The sequence below is a fragment of the Alteromonas sp. 14N.309.X.WAT.G.H12 genome, from assembly GCF_036697315.1.
Classification (GTDB): domain Bacteria; phylum Pseudomonadota; class Gammaproteobacteria; order Enterobacterales; family Alteromonadaceae; genus Alteromonas.
In genome coordinates, this window is sequence record NZ_JBAHZB010000001.1 from 121,489 (window position 1) to 144,793 (window position 23,305).

At 45.1% G+C, this 23,305-nt stretch carries 13 protein-coding genes; 6 read left to right on the forward strand and 7 right to left on the reverse strand.

Annotated features, from left to right (window positions below):
• The first annotated feature begins 635 nt into the window (after window positions 1-635).
• The 3 genes from nrdA to V5298_RS00595 all read left to right on the forward strand — a co-directional run bounded on the left by nrdA (window position 636) and on the right by V5298_RS00595 (window position 5,268).
• Window positions 636-2,960 carry a class 1a ribonucleoside-diphosphate reductase subunit alpha gene (nrdA, locus tag V5298_RS00585; protein ID WP_332929684.1) on the forward strand — a complete coding sequence of 775 codons (2,325 nt, stop codon included), beginning with the start codon at window positions 636-638 and terminating at the stop codon, window positions 2,958-2,960.
• A gap of 153 nt (window positions 2,961-3,113) precedes the next feature.
• Window positions 3,114-4,244 (forward strand): class Ia ribonucleoside-diphosphate reductase subunit beta, encoded by a 1,131-nt coding sequence (nrdB, locus tag V5298_RS00590; RefSeq protein ID WP_332929510.1) that lies wholly within the window; start codon window positions 3,114-3,116, stop codon window positions 4,242-4,244.
• Between the two features lie 109 nt (window positions 4,245-4,353).
• Entirely contained in the window at window positions 4,354-5,268 is a 915-nt protein-coding gene (locus V5298_RS00595; RefSeq protein WP_332929511.1) for an RNA polymerase sigma factor RpoD/SigA, read from the forward strand.
• Window positions 5,269-5,905: 637 nt separating this feature from the next.
• Here V5298_RS00595 and V5298_RS00600 read toward each other — a convergent pair.
• The 3 genes from V5298_RS00600 to V5298_RS00610 all read right to left on the reverse strand — a co-directional run bounded on the left by V5298_RS00600 (window position 5,906) and on the right by V5298_RS00610 (window position 11,803).
• Window positions 5,906-9,970, reverse strand: a complete 4,065-nt coding sequence (locus V5298_RS00600; RefSeq protein WP_332929512.1) for a hypothetical protein — start codon at window positions 9,968-9,970, stop codon at window positions 5,906-5,908.
• A 97-nt stretch (window positions 9,971-10,067) separates the two neighbouring features.
• Entirely contained in the window at window positions 10,068-11,345 is a 1,278-nt protein-coding gene (locus tag V5298_RS00605) for an ISL3 family transposase (protein ID WP_332929513.1), read from the reverse strand.
• A gap of 5 nt (window positions 11,346-11,350) precedes the next feature.
• Complete coding sequence (locus V5298_RS00610) at window positions 11,351-11,803, reverse strand: hypothetical protein (RefSeq protein ID WP_332929514.1); 453 nt, start codon at window positions 11,801-11,803, stop codon at window positions 11,351-11,353.
• Between the two features lie 292 nt (window positions 11,804-12,095).
• Between V5298_RS00610 and V5298_RS00615 the strand changes: the two genes are divergently transcribed.
• Complete coding sequence (locus V5298_RS00615; RefSeq protein WP_332929515.1) at window positions 12,096-17,036, forward strand: PHP domain-containing protein; 4,941 nt, start codon at window positions 12,096-12,098, stop codon at window positions 17,034-17,036.
• A 190-nt stretch (window positions 17,037-17,226) separates the two neighbouring features.
• The gene (locus V5298_RS00620) at window positions 17,227-18,234 is read left to right on the forward strand and encodes a cell envelope integrity protein TolA (protein WP_332929516.1); all 1,008 of its coding nucleotides are present in this window, start codon (window positions 17,227-17,229) and stop codon (window positions 18,232-18,234) included.
• On the opposite strand, the gene V5298_RS00625 is transcribed toward V5298_RS00620, so the two are convergent.
• The 4 genes from V5298_RS00625 to ssb all read right to left on the reverse strand — a co-directional run bounded on the left by V5298_RS00625 (window position 18,221) and on the right by ssb (window position 22,306).
• Window positions 18,221-19,768 carry a UvrD-helicase domain-containing protein gene (locus tag V5298_RS00625; RefSeq protein ID WP_332929517.1) on the reverse strand — a complete coding sequence of 516 codons (1,548 nt, stop codon included), beginning with the start codon at window positions 19,766-19,768 and terminating at the stop codon, window positions 18,221-18,223. The two genes, V5298_RS00620 and V5298_RS00625, sit on opposite strands and share 14 nt — an antisense overlap.
• A 77-nt stretch (window positions 19,769-19,845) precedes the next feature.
• A complete protein-coding gene (locus V5298_RS00630; protein ID WP_332929518.1) occupies window positions 19,846-20,541 on the reverse strand; it encodes a hypothetical protein in 696 nt (231 codons plus the stop codon).
• A 193-nt stretch (window positions 20,542-20,734) separates the two neighbouring features.
• Window positions 20,735-21,565: a hypothetical protein gene (locus V5298_RS00635; protein ID WP_332929519.1), complete on the reverse strand. Its 831-nt coding sequence runs from the start codon at window positions 21,563-21,565 to the stop codon at window positions 20,735-20,737.
• Between the two features lie 237 nt (window positions 21,566-21,802).
• Complete coding sequence (gene ssb, locus V5298_RS00640; RefSeq protein ID WP_332929520.1) at window positions 21,803-22,306, reverse strand: single-stranded DNA-binding protein; 504 nt, start codon at window positions 22,304-22,306, stop codon at window positions 21,803-21,805.
• 300 nt (window positions 22,307-22,606) lie between these two features.
• On the opposite strand from ssb, the gene V5298_RS00645 reads away from it, so the two are divergent.
• Complete coding sequence (locus V5298_RS00645; RefSeq protein WP_332929521.1) at window positions 22,607-23,269, forward strand: hypothetical protein; 663 nt, start codon at window positions 22,607-22,609, stop codon at window positions 23,267-23,269.
• Window positions 23,270-23,305 lie beyond the last annotated feature (36 nt).

The window sequence follows — 23,305 nt, forward strand, 5'->3', positions numbered from 1 at the left end:
GTGCAAAAATAAATTATTTATATGATAAAATAATTCGACCACCTGGTTGCAGCCCCTATTCAATTTACAAAATAGTGTCATTTTTGTTTGGTTTATAGGTTTTTAAAAAAGTGAATAAAATAAAGCTTTTTTCTGCCGTTTTGCTGTTTGGTGATTAAGACGTATCATTCACATGCCCGAGAAACGTATTAATTTTGTGCAAAACCTGACGTCAATATGATTCCTTTTACTCGAATAAACAAAGATGCGCTGAGTAACAAAAAACTAATGTAAAGTGCAGGGTGAGGATGGAATATCTCGATAATGAGTATGAGAGGCACTGCCATTTATACGAGTCATAGTCAGTAACGTCCTCCCCTTTATTATCATAAGAGAAATGCTCCATCTTCTATCGTTTACACCCGAAGGACAGTCTATATTGAGCGCCAAAGACGCACTTTCCCTTCCGTTAAGATGAATTACCTACAACAAAAATCATGATGCGTGATATTATAAAAAAAGATGTTTTGATGAAATTAGAAATTCGAGTGTCAATTCGCGGAATTAGAAAAATTCTGGCGAGGGTACACCATGTTGTGGTGGTTCACACCCAAAGACGCAATATATTGATATCACATAAATGTGGGTAGGTTATGATGGAAAAGCTAACGGGTGTAATAAACGTTACAAAAAGAGAAAACGGTAAAAAGCAGGGCGTTAAAGAACCCATTGATTTAGATAAGATTCACAGAGTTGTTACATGGGCTGCTGAAGGGCTAGAAGGGGTTTCTATTTCGCAAGTAGAAATCAATGCGGGGATTCAGTTTTACGAGGGTATGCCAACCACAGAAATACATGAAACACTGATTAAGTCGGCAGCCGATCTTATTTCGGAAGAAATACCAGATAATGCCCTATTAGCCGCCCGTTTAGCGATTTTTAATCTACGTAAAAAAGCGTTCGGTACATTTACGCCGCCGCCCCTTTTTGAACATACTGTCAAGATGGTGAAGAGTGGGGTATATGACACGCATTTAATTGAAGATTACAGTCAAGATGAATTCGAGCAAATGGAACATTGGATTCAGCATGACCGGGACCTGGACTATCAATATGCTGCAGTAAAACAATTTGAAGGGAAGTACCTTGCACAGAACCGGACTACCGGTCAGATTTATGAAAGTCCTCAAATTTTATATATGCTGGTGGCTGCGGGACTGTTTTCAAAAGAAGAAAAGACGAACCGTATGGATTGTGTCCGTCGTTTCTATGACGCGACGTCAACAGGGCAGCTTTCACTCCCCACGCCTATCATGGCCGGCGTGCGAACCCCTACACGGCAATTTAGTTCCTGTGTATTAGTGGAAGCGGGAGACAGTTTAGATTCGATTAACGCAACATCAAGTGCTATCGTGAAATACGTCAGCCAACGCGCCGGTATCGGGATTAACGCAGGGCGAATAAGAGCTCTTGGGAGCAGTATTCGGGGGGGTGAGGCCTTTCATACCGGTTGTATTCCGTTTTACAAACATTTCCAAACCGCAGTAAAAAGTTGTTCCCAAGGCGGTGTTCGAGGTGGTGCTGCTACGGTGTTTTACCCGGTCTGGCACTTGGAAGTCGAGTCCCTCATCGTACTGAAAAACAATCGCGGTGTTGATGAGAACCGTGTGCGTCACATGGACTACGCCGTCCAGTTTAACAAATTAATGTATCATCGTTTGATGACAGGGGGGGACATTACACTTTTTAGCCCCTCAGATGTGCCAGGCCTTTATGATGCGTTCTTCGAAGATCAAGATAAATTTAAGGCTTTGTATTGTGCGTATGAACAAGACGATACAATAAGAAAGAAAAAGGTCAAAGCGATAGAGCTGTTTAGTTTATTCATGCAGGAGCGTGCTTCGACCGGCCGCATATACTTGCAAAATGTTGACCATTGCAATACCCATAGTCCATTCATTTCTGAGTTGGCCCCGATACGTCAAAGTAACCTGTGTTTAGAAATCGCCTTACCCACAAAACCTCTCCAGCATACCTATGATAAAAATGGGGAAATAGCTTTATGTACGCTTTCGGCATTTAATTTAGGAAAAATCGACAGCTTAGATGAGGTTCCCGAATTAGCAGAACTGGCAGTGCGAGCGTTGGACAACTTACTTGACTATCAAGACTACCCTCTAATTGCCGCGGAATTAGCGTCTAAAAACCGCCGGACACTCGGTGTGGGAGTGATTGGATTTGCACATTATTTGGCCAAGCGTGGATTACGCTATAGCGACGGTAGTGCGAACGTTGAAACACATCGATTGTTTGAGTCCATTCAGTATAACTTGTTAAAAGCCTCGGTAGCCCTTGCAAAAGAACGGGGTAAATGCCCTCTCTTCCATGAAACGAGTTATTCTCAAGGCGTTTTGCCTATCGACACGTATAAAAAAGAAATTGATAGTGTTGTGCCAGATGCGAGGCTCCTGTGTGATTGGGAAGCCCTCCGTTCCGACATTCTCCAATATGGCCTGCGCAACTCCACGTTAACGGCCATTATGCCCTCAGAAACCTCATCTCAAATATCGAATGAAACAAACGGTATTGAGCCGCCTCGGGGATTGATGACTGTAAAATCGAGCAAAGACGGTACCTTGCGCCAATTGGTTCCGGAAATCAAAACCCTTGCGGATAAATACGAATTGCTCTGGGAGATCCCAGACAATAAGGGATACTTGGAATTGGTCGGGATTATTCAGAAGTTTATAGATCAAACTATATCGGCAAACACCAATTATGACCCCAGTAAGTTTCCAGATGGAAAAGTGCCGATGAAAGTGCTTCTTTCTGATGTGTTGACCAGTTATAAATTAGGGGTAAAAACACTGTATTACCACAACACGCGAGATGGAAATTCTGATGGTGCATTCGCGGGCAGGAAGGTCGCTGTGGAGGACGCCGATGAAGGCGGATGTAGTGGTGGAAGCTGCCGGATATAACAAAATATAGGAACTGGACCATACACCTAGCGCGGTAAGCCCTGTTCAAAGGTGTTGTCAGGGTTTACCTTTAAATCAGGAAAGGATGGCTGTGTACGGCCTTAGAATCGAAAGCGAACCGTGTCATCCGAACACCTTAATTGAGTAAAAAAAATGAAATTCAGTGTTTTTAACCAAGAAAAAAATGATCAACTCAAAGAGCCCATGTTTTTCGGTCATTCTGTCAATGTTGCTCGCTTTGATCAGCAAAAACATCAAATCTTCGAGAAAATGACAGAGAAACAAATTAGTTTCTTTTGGCGGCCAGAAGAAGTAGACGTATCGCGTGACCGTGTTGATTTTCAGACGTTGACGGAATCAGAGAAGCACATCTTTATTTCAAATCTCAAATATCAGACGTTATTGGATTCTGTGCAAGGACGCAGCCCTAACATTGCGTTCTTGCCAATAGTTTCAATTCCTGAACTTGAAACATGGATTGAAACCTGGTCATTTTTCGAGACGATTCATAGTAGATCTTATACCCATATATTGCGCAATGTTTTCTCGGACCCTAGCCCGGTTTTTGATGATATCGTTGAAAATTCAGAGATTCAAAAACGTGCAGCAGACGTTTCTCGCTACTATGATGATCTGATTTTTGCAACGCAGCTCTATCAGACGCAAGGTGAGGGCGTCTTCGACGTTGATGGTAAAAGCTATATCGTCAATGTACGCGAACTAAAGAAAAAACTTTACTTGTGCATGCACTCGGTTAATGCGCTTGAAGCCATTAGATTCTACGTGTCATTTGCCTGTACCTTCGCTTTTTGTGAACGAAAGTTAATGGAAGGCAATGCGAAGTTATTGCGTTTGATTGCCAGGGACGAAAATTTACATTTGTCTTCTACGCAACACATTATTAATTTGTGGGCACACGGTAAAGATGATCCTGAAATGGCTGAAATTGCAGAAGAGTTGAAAGATGAAGCCAGCCAAATCTTCATCAACGCAGCGAATCAGGAGAAAGAATGGGCCAAGTATCTATTCAAAAATGGTTCAATGATAGGGCTGAACCAGCAGATCCTTTGTGAATATGTCGAGTACATCGCAAATATGAGAATGAAAGCGATAGGGTTGGTGTCGCCTTTTTCTGTGAAAACCAATCCACTACCGTGGATGAATAACTATCTCAATTCTGACAACGTACAAATTGCGCCACAAGAGGCAGAAATACAAAGTTATCTCGTTGGTCAGATTGACGCTGAGGTAACAGTAACAGATTTTGATGATTTCGAGCTCTGATCCTCCTGTGAAACGTTGCAAAAAGCCAATTTTATTTTGTGTGATAGTATAAAAAACAATAACTCACGTTCGGAGTGACGTGTATAAAAAACAGCAAAAGGATGTTGCGATGAAAAGAGCCTTCGCCCCCGATAATGAAGGTGCATTGCTTTATGACAGGGAAAAGGAAAGTGGGAAGGGCCATGTGGGACAGTACGGTTCAGCATTGGAACAGTATCTATCCACCGCGCTTAAGACGCCGTTACTTTCTGCAGAGGAAGAGAGGGAGTTATTTTGTCGGTTTAAAAAGGGCGACAGAGAAGCCTTCTTACGCCTGGTACATGCCAACGCTAGGCTCGTGGTTAATATTGCCAAAAAGTACAATCATGATAGTCGAGTGGAACTTATCGATCTGATTGCTGAAGGCAATGTCGGATTAGTACATGCCGTGGAGAGGTATGACCAAGAAAAAGGGTTTCGCCTTTCTACCTACGCCGTCTGGTGGATACGTGATCACGTTCAAAAGTGCTTGCAGAATAACGCGAGGACGGTGCGTTTGCCTATCCATATCCAGAAACGCTACGCGGCTTATCGTCGACTCTTGGATTCCTGTTCTGAGGGAAAACCCTCATCAGAACTTGTCATGGAGTCACTAGGTCTTTCCCAAGAGCATTACGATGATATCGCATCACTAAACCCCGTAGAAGTCTCTGTCGACGTCCCTTTGGGAGGCAGTGATACCTCGCCAGAATGGCATGATGTGCTAACAGACAATAACGGCTCCTGTGAGGTGCTGGTTACCCAGGAGCGCATGATGCAAAGTACGCTTAACCAAGTGCTTAAGGAGGTGCTGACAGCCAGAGAAAGGGCCATTATTTCTTTGCGCTTTGAAAAAGAGATGTCGTTAGGAGATGTTGGTAAATCTTTATCGAATTCTGTTTCAGCAGAGCGTGTCAGGCAGTTAGAAAATAAAGCGCTACGTCGTTTACAGGTGTACATGGAAGAGCAAGGTTTTTCTTTACAAGACTTTGTTGTCCAAAGCTGAATTAATTGAGCGCGAGCAAGAAAAAACCGGCAATGCCGGTTTAGAATAAGCGTCGGATGGAAACCTTGTCCGTGGTTTTTTTTGCATGAAGAATTGATCTTATAACTTCTTGACGCCCTCTGCATCACATCGACCAAAATATCATAGCAAAGCGCCACACGATCATCAAGCATAAAACGCTGTAATTAACGATAAAGCGAACTTCGTCGCAAAAATATGGTTAGACACATAAAACAGAAGTTTTCTGTCCGCTTTTTTGGCGGATACTGTCAAAAAAATGTCAGGCATACTAAACTAAAGTAAAAGAATATATGTATGACATTAAATTACGAACAACATCGAACAAATGCCTAGAAATAAGACGAATACGAATATTAGGTTATTATATACAATGACTTACATTTCTATGAAAGGCGGTTTTCACTAAAAATAGCTTTGCGAGAACTTTTCATAAGCAACAAAAACAAAGGTTTCGAGCTATATGTAGCCTTTAGCCATCATAAATTACATGTAAGTATGTTGAGTAGCGCTAATAATGATAAGTTTATCGTCATTCTATACTGTAAGCAAAACGTCAAGTTCAAGAAAAATCTCTTTTATGTATAAAGAGGTATACTTAACAAAGTCTTGCTTATACTCAAGCATATCTCATGTCTCGACCTAATATTGATGCTTGCCTTTTCTCTTCGCAAAACGAAGGCGGGGTTGCTCCTTCTAAAAGGCGAGCATGTGAGGGGGAGTCCATCAGGCTTTCAATGGGTGAGATGTTCTTGACCTCGAAGCTTCCTGACAAACGGGCAACCGGCCCTTCTCGTGAGATGAGGTTGGGCGGCAATCTAAACACGTTCAGGATCTCCTGATAAATGCGCTTTGCTTCCGACCCTTGCTTTGGCATTTCTTGCTGCTCAATGAAATGTGTCAGTTCCATGCGGGTGCCAGGGGGGAGGTGTTCGTAAAGCGCATGAAGGAGTGCACGAGTAACCTGAACGGTATCGGTTAAGAAGAACGGGATGCCAAGTTCGCGAGACCGCTCGATATGCCGCCCTTTTAAAGTTGTTTTATCATCAGAAAGGAACCCCCGTTTGTCTTTTTTGACATGTGACAAAAGAAACGAAGAAATCTTAAACTGTAAGGCGGCGTTATCTGTTAAATCCGATATCTTTTGGCTGGATGCCTGTGTGGATTCAACCAACCCTAACGGGCCAAGCAGGCGAACGGTATCTTGCGCCTTTTGTTTGACCATGGCGAGTTCGGCTTCATTGAAGTGTCGGTTAAAGGGGGGAGGGGAACCTCCTGTGACAGCCGCGATCAGTAGTGTTTCACCAAACCGTTGTAGCGCGGCATCGTTGGGTCTGAATTCCGCCTCTACACCATGCGTTGTTAGGTAGTCGTTGACGCGTTGGAGAGCCGCGTTATTTTTTGGGGATCGCAGAGTGTTCAAAAAAAGTTCTTCAACTTCATTAATAACGCGTTCAGGAAGATCCATCTCCTTGATTTGAGCCGCCCCGTTTTGTAAGTGCATGAGGGTGGCCACGGTCTCGATGTCGTTCACGGGGATATCAGGCATGACAGGCCCATTTGTTCCGACAATATGACAATCTAATTGCTTCGATGTAGTGAAAGGGGTGGTGACAACCACTGCCTCTTCCGCGACCACGCGATGAAGGGAAAGCATCGTGCTTCGTGCTGTCTGCGCAATAATGTGTTTTTTCAGTCTTTCGTTGAGGTTATTACCTGGTAACTTATCAGTAATCCGTAGAGAAAAAAGCCACGCACTCAAGGCTGGCCCGGGTGCGCCTATATCCATCATATTGGCGCGGGGGATAAAATCATCGAAAAGCCCCGCTGCTGCCTGCTTTTCTTTGTCTTGATATGCCGCGTTGTACAGTTGACGGATCAAGGTGGCCGGGATCCCGTATTCCTGACTGAGGGCGTTAATCGCCTTCGAAGGAGGCCTAGCCGTGTTTGGCTCCAGTCGTGAAAGCAAGGAGCTTGCATGATGGTGGAGTTGGTGGTGATTTACATGCGTGGGGTTTCGGGTTTGGAATGCGGTAAAATTAGCTCGCAGCACATCAGCAACCGTTAAAGACGCGTCTTTTGCTGAAAGGGGGAGGGCGGGGTTTTCTTTTGTTAGTAGCGTTTGTGTGTCGATTTTTTTCCCGGTTGTTGCAGCCCAGAAATAGGCAGAACTTTGTTTGTAGAGGCGCTGTAAAAAGCGGTTTCCTTTTTGTCCACCAACGCCACCCGCCAGTGTTTGAGATAAAGACAAGCCGCTTTGCGTTAATAGGGGGCTTAGTCTTTCAAGGTTGTCGGAAAGGCTTAATGAAAAGTCGAAGCGGCGTTGGAATCCTTCCCAGTTAGCTTCTAAGGTATTCAGACTTTGTTGCGCTTGTGGAACGAGTGAGTTCATTAACGTCGAACTTGTTATGAATTGGACTAATTCAATGGGGGTTGTAGGTTTAGATACAGCTAACAAATATCTGACTTTGGTGTCTTGAAGCATGGCTTCTTGCGCCCCGCTAACATGCTGAGCGTTGGCTTTCATTTGGCTTGAATGTAAAAGGAGGGAAAGGTCTTTGCGTGCTCCCCATTTGAAATGCGTGCCGGCGGTATAGTCATGAATGTACACCGTCTCATCGTCAAGGCTCATTGCGTATTTTTCATCATTGGACAGGATCCGCGTTGTCTCTCCAGAGAGTAATCCGCGAATACCTAAAATACTGCCTGGGGTATCGGAAAAGTAAATAGGCTTTCCCCCATTACGCTTCAAGAAAAGGGGCATTACCTCATCGCTGCGGGCGGGTAATGTGTGTTGTTTTGTGAGTAATAAGGGATCAATGATCGCGTATCGACTGACGGCCTCAAATAACCTCGGCATCATAGTGCTAAGAGAGCTGAGAAGCGATCTAGTGTTTCTGAGTCCGCACAGCACCGCCCCTTGCTTTTCTGCGGTTTGAAGCGCTCTCAACAACACGCGTTGCGCATCGTCAGGAGACAGGGCTAACGCTTTGAATTCAGCCAGCGACAGTTTCATGTTTTGCAGTGTCGCTGTTGACAGATTATGACCATCAGTGATGAGGAGTTCTACGTTCCGTATGTTGGGGCCTGCTTGAGGTATGCTTAATAAGGACAGAGACACACGATATGGGAGAGTCTCAGAATCACTTTCCTTGTGAAGTTGAATGTCGATAAAAGTCGCGGCCCCAACCGCGTCTAAAAGTCGGCCCAATGCGTCTGTTCCCTCTTGCATCAGATGATCAGGGTTGCCGATGTGACTGAGCGTGCGGTGCCATGAGGATTTGCTGTATTGTTGTGACAGGTACCCTCTTTCTTTCAATGGTTGTATTGCCGCCATCACCGCCTTTGTACGGCTGTCTCGATTGGGATCAGGAAACGCAATCTGTTCAGAATGACCATGAAGGCGTTTACTGGCATTCGTTGACAATGTTTGTGAAAAAAAGAAATTCCCAGGTGCTCGCTGAGCAAGTCGGAAGGTGATGTCTTTTTTTTCTTTTTTTAGAGCTCGAAGTTGTGATGTGGAGATTTCAAGGGTAATGTTATTTTTATCACTTACATGCCAAAGCAAAGGCGTTTGCTCAGGGGCACTTTCGAGCGCCAGAACACGCCGTGAGCCTCTCGTCGAAAAGACGCCTGACATCTCACTGTTGAGCGTCAAAAAGAAATCAAATTGTTTGTCGAGCAACCCATCGTGAGCGGTTCTACACTCAATGTTGAGTGTATTAATGGCGTCCAAGTCAGCCAGATTGACCTTCATGGGAAGTTCGGCATTAACTGTTTGGTGTGCCGCAAGGGTTTCATTGATCGCTTGTAATGGATGAAAAATGTTGTTTTTTATATCTGAATTGAGCAGTGCGTCATAGGCATCATGCTCTTTCAAGACAAGCTGGTCTTTTGATAACGCAAAAGCCAGTCCTGCGGCAGTTGTTAGGGTCTGTTCGATAGGTGAGGAGTATAATGTTTTGGCTACCCCTCGCTCAAAAGAGTTGTTGATCACTGTCATCAGGTCATGGTCGCCGATCCCAAAAATTCGCTTTAGCGTTTTGAGGCTGAAAAATTGTGCCCAATCATCTGGCAGCGAGAGGATAGCAGAGCCGGGTGAATTAAAAAGCGCGACATCAGGATGTTGGCTTAGCATCAAATCAACACCGTCAATGACCTCGTCGGCTTCCTCTAAGCACATTTCGATACGTCGGATGAAGGATTGTGTTTCTTTCCCACTCAGATTGTCCTGTTGACTAATCGAGCCCAATTTTCTGGCTAAAAAGGGAAGCGCGTCCAATTCGTTATGCTCATGGTGGAGGTTAATTACTGAAAGAAAATGTTGAGCTGCAAGGGGAAGTGAACTGTCTTGCCCGGAAGAAAGGAGAGAATTAGCCCTTATTTGAGAGGAGGCTAGACGTTCGATTAGTACCCGCTGGATCTCGACCAGAGATGGAGGGGGATCCCCAGATAAAAGCCTGCTTAAACTGGTGTAGCGGTCATTGAAATGCTTCGCCTTAAATACCAGCGCGGCCCGTTCTGACTCAAACGGAGGGGGGGTTGAGGTTTGCGGATGATTTGTCAGACGAGAAAATGCCGCTTCTGGCAGTAAACGTACGCGACGGGCGACCGTTTTATTGTGTCTACGTAATCGTTGCGTGACGGTTCGTTTAATAACACCTTCCGATACATATTTTGGCATACCTAATCCCTTTCTTTGTCTTAAAGATATTATCACGCAAATCAGAAGGATTAGGGTGTTCGGGTAATCGCTGAAAAGACTTTGTCCGGATTATAGGTTATAGACGCCCTGCCTCAATTTCTTGTACCAGTGTTGATATGTCCGCGCCGTAAAATGGCATCGTGACAATAGCGCCCTCGGGTATTCGTTGACGCTGATAGCGGGGCTTTTTGATCTTCTGAAATCCCTCGGTAAACAGAAATTTGGCTCTCAACGCTTCAAAGCTGTAACCACGCCCCGTGAGATTTATAACACGGTTCAGACTGTTCATGCTCTCGGTGTAAGCGTTGACAATAGGGCGGTCGAAGTAGGCGAAAATTTCATCGTGCCAGTTCCCGACGGCCTTGACCAAGGGATCAAAATGCACCTTCATTTCTGGGGTTATCTGCCGAAGCCATGCGTAATACGCGTCCTCAGCTTGGTGCCGAGTTTTGCAGTCCCATATCGCAAAAAAAGCCTCTTTCAGATAGTAAGCGTGGCCGATCTCTGGATAGTTAAGTGTCCAGCCTGAGAATCGCATGTGTTCGGTGTCAGTCATCTCGTGACGGCGTTTCAGCAAGACAAACCTATCTCGCATCAACCCGCGCCGTTGCTGCGCTGTCAGAGCGCTTCTGATGGCTTTGCGAGCGCGTTCCAAAGATTCGTTTGCCATCCTGACAACGTGGAATTTGTCGATGATCACGGTGGCGTCGGGGATCATGGTTGCGACAGCATCGCGGTCAGCTCGACACATATCCATTGCCACGTAGCGCACCTGTTCACAATCTTTTCGCTTACTCAGGTAGCGTTTCACTGTAGTTTTGTTGTGGTTATCCAGTATATCAATAATAGTCTGCTGCTCAACATTGGTGATCACGCAGCGGGGTTTGATGATGTGGATCCTGTCGATACCTAGCCATTGAGGCGTCTCGAATTTTAGCGTTTTTTCCAGCCGCTCATAGTAATCGTTGAATATATTGCGAATGGTCTTTTCATCGACACCTACATCCTCGGCCACAGCGGAGAACGTGCAGCGGAGACTCTCACGCTCGATGTACTGAACCAGCCGATGAGTCATCTGCCGCTTCTCGTCTTTATGTGGTACCTGTTCCATAAATGTCTGCCTGCAGGACTGGCAGCGATAGCGACGACGATTGAGTATGATGCAAGTTCGCTTACCGTGATGAGGAGTATCCAAGATCAACTCGTCGCGGCGGCCAAAGCCAACGATTTCAGTATGATGACAGCGAGGGCAGTGCGTTGGTTGTTTGGCAACCGCTGCCTGCACTTGATAATCATGTTCAAGTTCTACTACGTTGAACACATTGTAGTCAGGCCAATTCAAAATATTTGTCATTGTTTTTAATCAGTAACGGTATCGACAGGGGAAAATGCTTCACCAATGCCTTGTTCGCAACGAGCTGAGGTCTGGTTTTCTTTAACATTCGTTGCGAATTCTTCCTTTATCGATAAGCCAAAGTATTCTTCAAACCAATGCCACACATCGAATCGGTCAGTGCCTTTCTCAAAGTGCAAAAAAGGCTCATCTAAACATTCGCATTCATCGATAGGTGTATCGCCCAACAAATCCCAAAGTAGGTGAGCAGCGTCTGTCATGCCATGAAGTGTCCACTTTTCTCCGTGTGTGTGACCAACTCTATTCATAACCAAATCCGCCCATGCGCTTGTTTCATCGTGAAACGAATTACACAATTCAGATAAAGGCTCAGGATAAACAGTTCGATAATGTTCACCATCGAACTCGACACTAAACATTTGATTTTTTGTAGACTCGATAGATGTATGTTTTTCCACGCTAGATTCCTCTTCTTCTCAGTGATGCCGCTGAGTTCGGCTATGAATGTCGTTGCCCCACGTTTTAAATTATAGGGTATTTGAACCTTGCAATCAACAACAAAATCCGATTTATACAATAAATTACATTGGCCACCGATCAACTACGAAAGCCGAAGACGATTTGGGAAAAACATCACATTTAAATTTGTTGCTTTTATATTTTTTTTGAAGAGCGAATGATTTCATTTTGGTTAAAGGGGGCACTGTAATGTGATATGATATAGATAGGAATGCAAAATATGGATATTTTATGCTGCCACTAATAACTAGAAGTAAGAATTCACTCGGTCGTTCTCTTCAAGATTACCGAGACATTGTGGATTTCGCCGTAAAGTCTGGCGCGCCGGCAGCCGCGCTAACAGATGTGCATAGTCTAAGTGCAATCCCCCATTTCTTAGAATACTGCAAAGAAAAATCCATTCATGGTATTGCTGGTATGACGATAAATGTCACAAATAACGACAATATAAATGGTGAGTTGGTCTTGCTTGCGAAAGGGGATGTGGGTTATCAAGCGCTAGTCGATATTCATCGCATTACCGGAGATGTGGGTGATGATAATAAATTCAATCCTGCCCGGGGTTTGTCGTGGGACAACATGTTAAGAGGCGAATATGATGCTTTATTAAAGCATTGTGTGGCCTTGGATGGTTTCCCTGGTTCACTGGCCCAGTCAGTTATGCAAAGTCAGAAGAAAATGATGGTTGCGAACGAGATTCAGGAGCAGCTTGAAGATCCGCAAAGTTTACTTTCGCGTCTGCGATACCGTTTCTCTCCAGATGATTATTTGGGGGTAAAGCCGCCAGGCCAATCAAGTGCATTGGCATCAGTGCTTTCATCAACACCGGATGGTGATGGCCACATCCGCCAACATCCACCTTGTGCAGTAGAAAGTTTGCTTGGATATGCAAAAAACGAAGCGCAATTGAGTCAGGGTAAAGCCCTTCTTGCACATTACACTCAAGATTATATTTCAAAAAAAATAACGGCTTCGTCGTCGGACGAATTGCGTAAAAAAATCGTCCGGATCATTGATAAAAAATACAGCCATTGTCATCTGGAATCAGCCGGAAAGCATTTCATCCCCTCCCCAGGAAATTTTATCAGTGATGCGGCATTGATGGCGCGTTGCCAGACGCCTAGCGCAGTGTTACGTCGTGGCGTGGCGTTTGATGTCATTGATGATGTACCTATCAACTTTGACGAAAGAGTTAGGGCGCTTTGGGCGAATTTCAAGAAGCTGCTTAACCCAAATGATGTTGAGCGGTACCGCCGCGCAGTTAAAGAAGAAATCGACATCATTAAAGCAACGGGTTTTGAAAGCTATTTTGTGAATATCTTTCAGTTTCACGCACTCTCAGTAAGAGAGCAGAACGACATGATGTTACGTGGTTCTGCCGTGTCTTCACTTATTTTCCATATGGCGGGCATGTCTGATATAGATCCTGTTAAGGAGGGGCTATTGTTCCGCCGCTTCTTAAGTCCAGAGCGCGTGGAAGAGCCGGATGTTGACATGGACATCGCGCAGCCAAGCGAGATGCTTAACGCCTTAAACCAAGGGCCGAGCAGGGGAAATTTCGGCACCATCATGAATTATAACGGCCTGAAAAGTCTAGCTCAGCGCTTTGGACTTGCTAAAAATGCATTGTTAGATTTTTATAACATTGACCCGGCAAAAAAAGCTGAAATAAAAGAGATAGCCGCTGTACTTACCCGTGAGCTAGGCCGGAAAAAATCAGATATGGTGGCGTGGAAGTCTGATGTTTGGCCTGCACTGCCAGAAAAAGTGCGTCGTTCACCCATTTCAAAAGCCCTCGTCGGTATCGCGGAAAATATAGGTGCCGCGAGAATGTCGACAAGCCGTTCTTCAACCGGTGTCGTTATTTCAAAATCAGGATTTGATGCTTACCCTCAAATTGCCGCGAAGGATCAGCCATGGCCATCTATTGCGTTTGATAAATCGGAGCTTGGTGCTTTGGGGTTGGTTAAGTATGACTTCTTGGCGAATAGGTATTTGACGAGGAACGTGAACGCTTTACGTTTGGCTGGGGTGAATCCGAATATTAAAGTAAGCCCATATGACCCCTCAGCGCGATTTGTGTTTTCTCGTGGCGCATTGCTAGGCCTAACACAAATGAATGGTTTTATGGCTCCGAAACTTTACGAACAAATAAAACCCAGTAATTTTTATGAAATAAGTGCGATGTCGGCCATGTTGAGGGATGGGGGGGATCCTAATTTTCAAAGTATCGTAGATCAGTATGTTCAAGGAAAAAGGCAACCGGACAACATCCGTCTTCCTGATGTTGCCAAATCTATTCTCAGTGACACTTATGGCGCATTGTATTACGAAGAGCAATTGCTTACCTTGATGACAGAGGTGGGCGGTATTAGCATGACCGAAGCCGACAGGCTTCGCTCCGGGATCAAGAAGAAAAATTATGGGCTCATCGATAAGATGCGAGGCCCATTTATGGCCGGTGCGCAGCAGCGACACGGATTATCAGAGGAAGAATCTGCTTCTATTTATGCCTTGGTTGAGGGCAAAAGGGGGCGTTATCTTTTTAATAAGGCCCATTCGATGGCCTATGCCAGTTTATGTATGAAGGAGGTATGGACGAAGTGCCATTACCCAGCCGAATTCTACGCAGAATCCTTAATGGACAATCGTTTTACACCGTCAGCCTTTCTTGTTCACACGCTCATTCCCGACGAGAAAAATGACGCTACGGCAAAAATGGTTAATCGTATTGCGACGCTGATGAATGATTGGCGGAAAATCGCCGGCGCTGGTCGGCCTGATGGGGATGATTTGTCTAAGCGCTTTGTGCGCGCCATCGGGAAAATTGCCGTCAGGGACATGCCCTTTAAACACCGTCACACAGTGAGGAATTATAGCGGTATACAAGGAGCGCTAATTAAGTTTATTGATCTCGGCGGAATGGATTTTATCATTCCTCAGAATGGTGAACGTGAGGCGTTAAAAGCATTCTGTGGTTCTGTGTTTGATTTCGTCAGTGAAAAGTTAGCGGTAAATACGCCTAGTGCTCCGCTGGTGGCGGGGCAAAAGAAACACAGCCAGAAAGACACCAGCGGGCAAGGCATTGATGGGCTCCACGTTCAAGAAGAGCCAAGCGGTATAGCACCTTTGAACCGGCGAGAAAAACGTTACCTTAACTATAAAGACTTTAAAGAGATCCCTTTCCCTGCCATGTTAGATTTTCTGGACAAAGAGGGACTACTTTCCCTCGTGGAAACAAAGGATGACGGAGGCGGTAGGGCGGTGTACATCTTCGCTTATCAGGATCATGAGGGGAAAATGCATCATGAAAAAGTGAAGGCGATGACGACCGACCCATCAAAAATGGGAGAGTACAGTTCGCCAATATTTAAAGCTATGTTTCAGGGTGGGGACAAAAACCAGCAATCTATAACCTCTCAAGAATTGTTTTATTTCACTGTTTCGCAGAAACATAATGTGGACTGGCCTCAGCCTATATTGAGCAAAAGCGAACGAGGTTTCTTTCGAATTGAATACGACAAACAGGATCGTGAGTCTGCTATTAACAAGCAAAACCAGGCATTTTACCGCGTTGCTCACAAGTACCTTTTACAGGCGAAAACGCCGCTTCACGACAGGCTGTCAATGGGCCTTGTCAGTAAACGGGAAATCTTAGAACCGAGTGCCCCGGTAATCAACGCCGAGTTTCTTTTTAAAGGCGAGAAAGCCACCTCGGAAGGACACATTGAATCATTGTTTAGTGAAACGCGTGCTATTCCCAAAAGAGAGTTACAGCGGCAGATTAAGGATGGAAGTTTAAGCCCTTCGAAAAGCTGGTCTGACTCGTGGACAACCCCGAAGAAAGGGAAAGATAAGCGCCCGTACAGACGATCTTCGCTGGAACCATTATCTAATCATCGGTTGGTTAGCGATACGGTGCCCTTATACCAAATGACCCCTAACCCAGGGGTGGGCATTGCCGAGGGTGGACATCAGCGGTTTTATTTTAGAGTCGATAAAGGGCGAGCCGGTAAGATGGATCTTAACAAGACCACAAAGAGTAAGCGAGGCGCTGTTTGTGGTCGCATTGAGCAAGGCGCAGAAACCCTTTGGTTGACAGAGGCGACGATAGACACCTTTTCCTTTAACGAACTTCAAGTACGGGTGGGTGAGCTGATCGCCCGTCGTCCTGACCTGAAAGGAATGCCGGTTGCGGAACCTAATAGCCTTTCTGTTCGAAGCGCCGGTATGGCAAAAGTTTTTATCGAGGAGCTACTGAGTATCCGGGTTATTGATAACACAAAGAATGGAGGCGGGATCGATTTTTGCGAGGTGGTTAAGTCTAAGGATCCCAAGCCCATGTCAGACGGTACAAAAGAGAGTTTAAGAGAATGGTTTGATGCGCATTCAGTGCACTGGTATTCCAACGGCAGTCATGAAGACAAAGAAGCGAAATGTAAATTGGCCGCATTAATGAAAGAAGCCGGCATGTCAGCCGATGAGATAAAAAAAGCCGTTGTTACGCATCAAAGAAAAGAAAATGACAGTGATGCTTTTGCTATTCATGAAATATTCAAAAGCGCTATAAACAAACCGGGGGACGCTTTTCTTAGCGTCCACAACATAGACAATTGGTTGAATAGTTGCGGCTTAGATGTAGTGCAGTCTCCGCAAGGTGATTTTATTGCGGGTGATAAAAATACGGATTTACAGCGGGGAGAGAGCTTCCTTTCTCTCTCGGAGAATGAAAAACAACAAGTCAGAATGCGTCTCCAGCAAAAGTTCACCCTGTTAACGGGGGCTAAATCGTTAGGGATGGCGCTAGATGCAGATATTAAAGATGGTATCCCAGGCGCTGGGCGAATTGATGCGAAGATAACAGCGGATGTTTGTCGCTTGATCGGCATTCCTGTTGGTTCGTTTATGCCAGAACCTCAGAAAGGCCGAGAATACGTCGTGAATGGTATTCATGTATCGACGCCGAAAGACGCCAAAGGTAGAGATGATGGCTTGAAGGATCATAATGACTACCTGATGTTCATTACAGCATTAGAAAATGCCGGTGGCCAAAAGGAGGCGGATGCTGTCCTGCTGCAGTATGCTGAGGCATTGGTAATGCCTGCATTGAAGCCGGATGTTCCCGCGGTTAACGTTAAGAAGCGCTACAGAGCAACACCAGTAAATGCGTGAAGACAAACCCTTTTGTTCATCTTAAATAGAGACGTGTTAACTTATCAGTATTTTTTACACATTAGCGCGGACAATAAGGTATGTAAAAGAATCGGGAACGTTGACGATTACGCCAAGCCAATCGCGCGCGCTTTGGGATGCATCGTGATAATATAGCTGTTTGGTGCCTCAAGGATGAGGTGTTACTCGATTGACAAAAGGACTTGGTGAACCCATGGTAGAACCAATAATAACAACCCTTCCTACGATCCCGACTGGGGAGGTGCGAGAGCCGATGGTTTTCGGTTCCGGCAGCCCACCTAAAACGGGAGCGGGATTTATTGCCTCTTTCGCCTTACATTCACTCGTTATTGGGATGCTTCTTATTCCTGGGTTTTTCTATCATGACACACCAACAACAGCGCCTTCGGGCCCGGTGTTGAGAGCAGTAATGATAGCGCCTTCTCAACTTAATCGCTTATTAGTGATCCCTGAGCAAGAACCTTCTGCGAAGCCTGAATCTATTCCTGCAAAAAAGGAGAGTGCGCCTACCTATATTGAGAACAACCCTGCGGTAGAAGAACCCAATGATGGGCTTGTCATAAAAAAGAAAATAGACCCTTTTTCGCAGTTCAATGAGCGACTGGCGAGAGTACGAGAAGAACAGGCGCGTTTTAGAGAGGCGCGTAAGGAGGATGACATCGACACGTTAGTACAAAGGTTACGGGCCGCCAGAACGCCACCTGCACCAAGGGAAAATGCGGAAGAAGCGTTCCCTGAATCCTTACTTGTACAAAAAAAGGAGGGCGTGTCCGAAGCCGTACCTACGTTTAAACCTGAAACGATAGGTCAACAAAAAGAGGTGAGGAGAATGTCTATGGATCCGTTATTTTTATACCAAAATCAGATAGCGGAGAAAATTCGTTCTTATATGAGGGCCCGCGAGGGCGTTTCGGGCGAATGTAGTCTAGGTCTCACGCTATCAAGAGATGGGCATGTCGTGAAGATAAGGGCGCATTCTGGTGATGACCAGGTATGTGAAGCGGCGACTCGTGCCGTCATTCGTGCCGACGTATTCCCGATGCCAAAAGATGAGGCTTTATATGCGGCATTGAACTCATTGCAGATAACCGTGAGTAGTGCGTCATCTGCCACGACCGTGCCATCTCTCGCATTCGAGCATCCACGAGTCCACCGGCAAAGCGTTATCCTTGATTGAGTTTTACCCGTCGCGTCATCTTTCCGACAGTGTCTGTGGTGCGCAGTGACGCGCCCCCTTCACGGTCAAAGAGTTTTAAATCCCCGCCCATCTTTTTGTATATGGCAGCAACAATATTAGGAACCACAAGCACTCCCATCGAACGAGTGCAAGCCACATAGAGCAGGTTTATCTCGTCTGAAACAAAGTCTTCACTCAGGTCTTTTGCTTCATCTAGCAGATCGGGGAAGTCATTCGAAACCTCAACATGTTCCCACTCACGACCTTTGGCCCGATGCGCGGTACTCACAGTTAGGTCTGCTTGACTTTCTTTGTTTACGGCATTCCTGCGCAAGGCTGCAATTTTACCTGGTATTGAATTGCCATGTTGTTCGAGTAATTTTATGATTCGCATCATCTCAGGATCTTGCGTTCCCTCAGCCATAAGCCGGTAGCTGTCGAATGTCCTATGTTCACGGAGCAACTTTTTGTTTTTGATCGAGGAACGCATATCTTTTTTGAGATAGTAAACGTCGAGTAAGGTCGGAAGTGTGTATGAATTAATCCCCCCAGCCCAATAGATTTTTTTATCAATATTCTGAATGGCAGAGTCCAGAGTGCCGATGACTGTCCGGTGAAGAATAGCTCGATGTTGGTTGTTGAAGAGAGCAGGTCGAAGGACATAAACCTTATCATCAATCGTCTTGGTGCCATGGACGCTAAAAGGTGGACACCCGGTTATGTGTGACTTGTATTCTAATAATTTGGAAGCCACGAGTGCGGTCTTTTCGCCAAACCGAAAGCTTTGCTGCATAAGGTTGATTTGGCAGTTTGTTTTCTTTGCGTAGTTTTCCATGAAATTCTGCGCGCCGCGCCACCGATAGAGTTGCTGATGGTCGTCGCCGACTAAAATATGTTTGCATTGATCATGCTTTAACACCCAGTCGGAAATGACAGGATTGGAGTCTTGGGCTTCATCAAGGAGTATGCCTGAAAACCAGCGATGCATTGTTGGTGGCCCCATGCAAAACTTTTTTAAATACATATCATGGGTTGTTGGGAATGAACTTTTGGGATCCATACCTGCCACCCAAATCTTTTTGATGCAAGAAAGAATAAGGGCATTCCTGCGTTTTTGTGCAGCAGTGAAATTAGGTAGAAAGCTAATATCAACCAGCGATATTTCATTTCGGTTGGAATGGAGAAAGGCATTGAGTCCCTTGACGACATCTTTGGTCAATCCCCAATCATTGGTTTTAATAAATTCCTTAACATCCGTGAGCCTGATGTTGTCAGCAACTTTGTGCTCTAAAGGTCTGCAAACCATCGCCCTTGCAATAGCGTGTCCCGTTCGGCATACGACATTGGCAGGAAAGGAAGCCTTTGCTTCTTTTTGAATATCACTGTTATAACAAAGGTACAAAAATCGGCTATTGGGATTTTCTTTGGCATACCCTTTAAGGATTGTGGTTTTACCTGTGCCCGCACCGGATTTAACAATCAAATTCCTCCCTTTGAAATAGATAGTCTTTTTTTGTTCTTCCGTGTAATCCATTATTCCCATGCCCTAATAACTATTGCAAACACTGCTATTGTATAGGAAAGCCGGTTAGGATTAAACAAATTTGATGTTTATGTGATGCGTTCTGTTTTCCAGCTGGAAAGCACATCCGCAGATCTGTTTCGATGTGTTAAGCGGGACGATTGGGCTTGTATGATTTTTAATATTGTTTTCCCGGCTCGCGTTTGGGTGTGTTTTATGGCCTGGTGGAGTCGGGTGTGGGTCATGGGCTCTGAGGATAATTGCTTGAGTGTCTGGAATAAATCGAGGCAGAGGTAGCGCAATACCGGGTGTAGTTTGTAATGATCTAAGTTATCCATAATGCTGCATCCTGATGGCAATGATGCAGCATGGTTTGCGACATGAATCGTTTTGAGTTTCCTTGGATGAGACAGAGATATAGGTACTACAGGGAACGGTTGGTTAACCAGATTGCTTAACGTGTCACGGATCGCTAAGTACCACGTCAGCAACCTGTAATCATCACTGTGACGCGCCAAAGCGATAACGGGGGATAGGGAACGGTACAATTGCCCTTGTTTAGGAGACGATGAGACCACGCTCTGCGCGTCTTCTTCAGAATGTATTTTGAATCCATCAATAGACGGGATAACCCATAAGAGGCGTTGCCTGCTTGGCCGGGCAGCCGCATGTACGAGTAGTTCAATGTTGTTGATTAACGCGTACCTGTAGGGAATGTAGTCCGATTTTGCGCGAGACTCCAGTTCGCCTTTGAGCATCCGTGTTACTGCATTTTTATGAAGCACGCTACCTGTCCTTATTAGGTATTTCTCTATAGCGAGCCCGGTACCTATTTGGTCGTACACCCAGAGGTGGCGAGAAAATGCGCCGGGTGTGGCTTTGGACGAGGTCTTATAAAAAAAACCAAAGAACATGAGGCATCCTTGATGTATTAGTGCTGACGTTAAACACTATACAAAAAATATGCCATTTTGATGTTCACGCATCAGTCGAGATTGATGAGAAAGGCGTGAAGTCAGTCTGTTTCTTATAAATATCTCCGTCGACCCACATGGTGCCAGGGTAATTGATATAGCGGTCGATCTGGTTTGAGTATCTGATATATTTTTCTTTAAACATCCGTTTCAGGAGACGAGATCGCGTTTTTCCTGTGTTGTTTTTTATCACGTCGAACCATTCGTCTTCTGACAGGAAGAGCCCGCCGTAGAGGTAGTCATGGAAAAGCACCGCTTGTCGGGGGGTTTTGCCAATATGAAGCTCTGGGTTAAATTCAGTGCGTCGAAGATAAACGTTACCGAGACACCATGCCGCATTTTTCGACTTCCACCGATGGACTTGCTGTTGTGGTTTTTTATATCTCCGCCCGAATTCAGTTGCATTATCGCTAAAGGCCGACTCGATATGCGATTGGATAGAAACGATCGGGTAAGCGGAAGGGACTCTGCAGGGAAGCAACACTTCGCGTGCCACCCACAGCGCCGCCAGAGAAACGGAGGTTTCAACGAATATAGGGTTATCCCCATGTTTGTTTGCAAAATCAACGAGATCACCGCCGTAATTTGTTTGGATGTGTTCGTGTAGTGTAACGGGAACAGCTTTCTTCCCGAGTTTAAAGGAAGGGCTGTACTGGGTCGCTTTATAATAGAGGCGCGAATCAAAAACATAAAGCCTATTAAAATGCATTGTACGTTGAAGTGCCGGCAGGTAAAGCTTTGTCATTATGGCGAAATGTTCAATGCTAACCCTGTGTTTTTTTAAGTAATCTGTAAATTCCATTAGAACAGGAACCGCAGGGAGTTCTGTAAGCATGTTTCCACCTAAAAAAAAGTAAAGTTGCACGGACTTATTTCAGCCACTGAAAAAATATGCATAAAAAAGAATAATAAAACAATTATGATGTGTTATCAACGCGTTTTGAGAATTGCCGCATTTAAGGAGCAAGCGGCCTATCGTCAAAAGAGCACGGGGCCTCTCCTTACATCTTGACCAAAGGTCTAAAAAAGCGTAAACTCTAAAAAAACCTTTTATATCAACTTCTTACACCGGTCAGAACGGCAAGTCGTCATCAAAATCATCCTCAAGCGGATTTACCTGATAATTGTTGTTATGTCCGCCTTGTGGGGGCTGCTGATAACCACCCGATTGTCCGCCCTGGGCACCACCGCCTTGTGGGGGCTGCTGATAACCACCCGATTGTCCGTCCTGGGCACCACCGTTACGGCCACCTAGCATTTGCATTTGATCGACAATGATTTCAGTGGTATAACGATCCTGACCTTGTTTGTCACTCCATTTGCGCGTCTGTAATCTACCTTCACAATAAATCTGTGAACCTTTTCTGAGATATTCCCCCGCGATTTCTGCTAATCGGCGATACATGGTCAATCGATGCCATTCGGTACGTTCTTGTACCTGACCTTGTTGATCTTTCCAGCTTTCACTGGTAGCTAAACTTAGGTTAGCCACCGCATTGCCGTTAGGCATGTATTTGACTTCGGGATTATCCCCAATATTTCCGACTAAAATGACTTTATTAATACCGCGACTCATATACTGACTCTCTCCAACGAAAGGTTTGTTATTTTCTTTGTTTTATTATAATACATTTTTGTTGTAATAAACACAAATGATGTATTTTATGTTGCGAATTGTTCTAATATGATATCACGTCATTGGAGAAACGATTAATTAATGATGCGTGAATATAAAATCAAGACTGTGTGATATATTAAAAATGGTTACAGTGCATCGTGTGATGTTAACGCCGTAATGAAACAAAAAACCTTCGGCCTGGATGGGAGAAAGAAGAGACAGGCCCTTGTTTAATATTAATTCAATGGAGTGATTTTAGTGATCAATTTCAAACCCGCAGAGCAAGCGGTAATCAACATGCTGACATCGACATTGTCTATCTTGAAGGCGAACGGTATGACTGCTAAGGCCGTTCGTGATATGTATGAAGCGCAACTTGCCGACGTTGAAAAAAAAGCTAAGTGTCGTATCGATATCGTAGATGACGGTGAATCTTTTATTCTTCAGACCACCGATGTCGGTTCCGATTTTATCCGAACGCGTAGAACCAAGACGGCCTTGAACTTACGCTCTAAAAAACAAAATGTCCCTATCGTTGTCACCGTGGTGCAGGAAGATAAAGGTCTGCAGTTCTCAAATCAACAATTAAGCAATGGTTTACGCGAACTTGCTGAATACATTTCAGCCATGCCGGTTGAAGCGTATAAAATCAATCGTGGGGATTTTCCCCTGGAGCTTGGTGCGATGCCCAAAGTGACCGATAGAAGTCTTGATGATGACGATGATGACGATGATGGCGACATTGATAACGCTGAAGAAGCGCAGGCATACAACGCTATCGCAAATTCAAGCCATGCGCCAATTGCCAACGCCTTGCCGACAGGTGTGCCTAATTCTGATTTTGATGTGCCTGGAGAGGCGCTTGGCGCTGTGCCTGAGCAGCTACCCGGGTCGGGCAATGTCGATCTAATGAATAATTAATTATTGCCAAGCGTACACAAAAAAGCCGGGTTAACC

What these genes read in the sequence shown, in the direction of transcription:
- nrdA (WP_332929684.1), top strand. Translation starts at nt 636, where the DNA reads ATGGAAAAGCTAACGGGTGTAATAAACGTTACAAAAAGAGAAAACGGT.
- nrdB (WP_332929510.1), top strand. Translation starts at nt 3,114, where the DNA reads ATGAAATTCAGTGTTTTTAACCAAGAAAAAAATGATCAACTCAAAGAG.
- V5298_RS00595 (WP_332929511.1), top strand. Translation starts at nt 4,354, where the DNA reads ATGAAAAGAGCCTTCGCCCCCGATAATGAAGGTGCATTGCTTTATGAC.
- V5298_RS00600 (WP_332929512.1), bottom strand. Translation starts at nt 9,970, where the DNA reads ATGCCAAAATATGTATCGGAAGGTGTTATTAAACGAACCGTCACGCAA.
- V5298_RS00605 (WP_332929513.1), bottom strand. Translation starts at nt 11,345, where the DNA reads ATGACAAATATTTTGAATTGGCCTGACTACAATGTGTTCAACGTAGTA.
- V5298_RS00615 (WP_332929515.1), top strand. Translation starts at nt 12,096, where the DNA reads ATGCTGCCACTAATAACTAGAAGTAAGAATTCACTCGGTCGTTCTCTT.
- V5298_RS00625 (WP_332929517.1), bottom strand. Translation starts at nt 19,768, where the DNA reads ATGGATTACACGGAAGAACAAAAAAAGACTATCTATTTCAAAGGGAGG.
- V5298_RS00635 (WP_332929519.1), bottom strand. Translation starts at nt 21,565, where the DNA reads ATGCTTACAGAACTCCCTGCGGTTCCTGTTCTAATGGAATTTACAGAT.
- ssb (WP_332929520.1), bottom strand. Translation starts at nt 22,306, where the DNA reads ATGAGTCGCGGTATTAATAAAGTCATTTTAGTCGGAAATATTGGGGAT.